Source organism: Variovorax sp. GW823-FHT02B07 (assembly GCF_058797695.1).
Map to the genome: position 1 here is coordinate 1 of NZ_JBXAJX010000016.1, position 2,500 is coordinate 2,500.

Genomic DNA, 2,500 nt, shown 5'->3' on the forward strand with positions numbered 1-2,500 from the left:
AGCGAGACCCTGTGAAGCACGCGCGCCATGCGATGAAGGTGTTGATGAAGTTCAAGCTTCTGGAGCTGCACGCGGTGTCGCATGCGGAGTGGGATGCGTGGCTGGCTGGGACGCCGTATTTCGAGCTGATCCGGGCTCGATTCTTTGCCGATGAGTCGCTGGAGGCCCTGACGACGGACCTGCTTGCAGAGCTGATTACGGCCGGCGCAGCACAATCCGATGCTTCGGGAGTTCACAACGCCTGATTGGCGGTTGTCTGCTGCAATAAAAAAGCGCTGATTCTTTCGAGTCAGCGCTTTTTATGCGTTTGGTCTTTGCGCCGCGCAAAGCAAAAAACCCCAGTCATTGCTGACTGGGGTTTTCTGGGCTGTAAGAGCCTGACGATGACCTACTTTCACACGGGAACCCGCACTATCATCGGCGCTGAGTCGTTTCACTGTCCTGTTCGGGATGGGAAGGAGTGGTACCAACTCGCTATGGTCATCAGGCATAAAGGGTTGTCCGATTGATCACACGATCAATCAAACGAATTCATAGAGTTTGGAATCAGCTTTTGGCGAATTATTTTGAATGCGTCAACTTGGCATAACACCTTGATCAGATTGATCAAAGTTATAGGGTCAAGCCGCACGAGCAATTAGTATCAGTTAGCTTAACGCATTACTGCGCTTCCACACCTGACCTATCAACGTCCTGGTCTTGAACGACTCTTTAGGGGGCTCAAGGCCCCGGCAGATCTCATCTTGAAACGAGTTTCCCGCTTAGATGCTTTCAGCGGTTATCTCTTCCACACTTAGCTACTCGGCAATGCCACTGGCGTGACAACCGATACACCAGAGGTGTGTCCACTCCGGTCCTCTCGTACTAGGAGCAGGCTTCCTCAAATCTGCAGCGCCCACGGAAGATAGGGACCAAACTGTCTCACGACGTTTTAAACCCAGCTCACGTACCTCTTTAAATGGCGAACAGCCATACCCTTGGGACCGGCTACAGCCCCAGGATGAGATGAGCCGACATCGAGGTGCCAAACACCGCCGTCGATATGAACTCTTGGGCGGTATCAGCCTGTTATCCCCAGAGTACCTTTTATCCGTTGAGCGATGGCCCTTCCATACAGAACCACCGGATCACTATGTCCTGCTTTCGCATCTGCTCGACTTGTCAGTCTCGCAGTTAAGCACGCTTATGCCATTGCACTATCGTCACGATGTCCGACCGTAACTAGCGTACCTTCGAACTCCTCCGTTACGCTTTGGGAGGAGACCGCCCCAGTCAAACTGCCTACCATGCACTGTCCCCGATCCAGATAATGGACCTAGGTTAGAACCTCAAACACACCAGGGTGGTATTTCAACGTTGGCTCCACAAGATCTAGCGACCCTGCTTCAAAGCCTCCCACCTATCCTACACAGATCTGTTCAAAGTCCAATACAAAGCTACAGTAAAGGTTCATGGGGTCTTTCCGTCTTTCCGCGGGGAGATTGCATCATCACAAACATTTCAACTTCGCTGAGTCTCAGGAGGAGACAGTGTGGCCATCGTTACGCCATTCGTGCAGGTCGGAACTTACCCGACAAGGAATTTCGCTACCTTAGGACCGTTATAGTTACGGCCGCCGTTTACTGGGACTTCAATCAAGAGCTTGCACCCCATCATTTAATCTTCCAGCACCGGGCAGGCGTCACACCCTATACGTCCACTTTCGTGTTTGCAGAGTGCTGTGTTTTTAATAAACAGTCGCAGCCACCGATTTTTTGCAACCCATTCATGCTTCGTTGTTCACTACACACTAATAGGGCACACCTTCTTCCGAAGTTACGGTGTCAATTTGCCGAGTTCCTTCTCCTGAGTTCTCTCAAGCGCCTTAGAATACTCATCTCGCGCACCAGTGTCGGTTTGCGGTACGGTCGTTGTTAGCTGAAGCTTAGTGGCTTTTCCTGGAACCTCGTTCAGTCACTTCACGGACAAGTCCGCTCGATCGTTGGCCTCGGTATATGTGCACCGGATTTGCCTAATGCACGCCTACATCCAACTAAACCAGAATAATCCAATAACTGGATGACCTATTAAGATCCGTCCCCACATCGCACTAACAATCGGTACAGGAATATTGACCTGTTTCCCATCAGCTACGCATCTCTGCCTCGCCTTAGGGGCCGACTCACTCTACGCCGATGAACGTTGCGTAGAAAACCTTGCGCTTACGGCGAGGGGGCTTTTCACCCCCTTTAACGCTACTCATGTCAGCATTCGCACTTCTGATACCTCCAGCACGCTTTACAACGCACCTTCACAGGCTTACAGAACGCTCTCCTACCACTTGCAATAAATTGCAAATCCGCAGCTTCGGTAACTGGCTTAGCCCCGTTACATCTTCCGCGCAGGACGACTCGATCAGTGAGCTATTACGCTTTCTTTAAATGATGGCTGCTTCTAAGCCAACATCCTGACTGTTTTAGCCTTCCCACTTCGTTTCCCACTTAGCCAATTTTAGGGACCT

The 2,500-nt window shown here is 51.2% G+C and carries 2 rRNA genes and 1 pseudogene (1 of these 3 cut by a window edge); 1 reads left to right on the plus strand and 2 read right to left on the minus strand.

Annotated elements, in window-relative coordinates:
• A pseudogene (locus AC1RGU_RS31290) lies at positions 1 to 245 on the plus strand (MBL fold metallo-hydrolase); the annotation flags it as partial.
• Positions 246 to 375: 130 nt separating this feature from the next.
• Here AC1RGU_RS31290 and rrf read toward each other — a convergent pair.
• Together rrf and AC1RGU_RS31300 are read right to left on the minus strand one after the other, a co-directional pair.
• Positions 376 to 488: ribosomal RNA gene (rrf, locus tag AC1RGU_RS31295) — 5S ribosomal RNA — on the minus strand.
• A 128-nt stretch (positions 489 to 616) separates the two neighbouring features.
• Positions 617 to 2,500: ribosomal RNA gene (locus tag AC1RGU_RS31300) — 23S ribosomal RNA — on the minus strand (it continues 990 nt past the right edge of the window).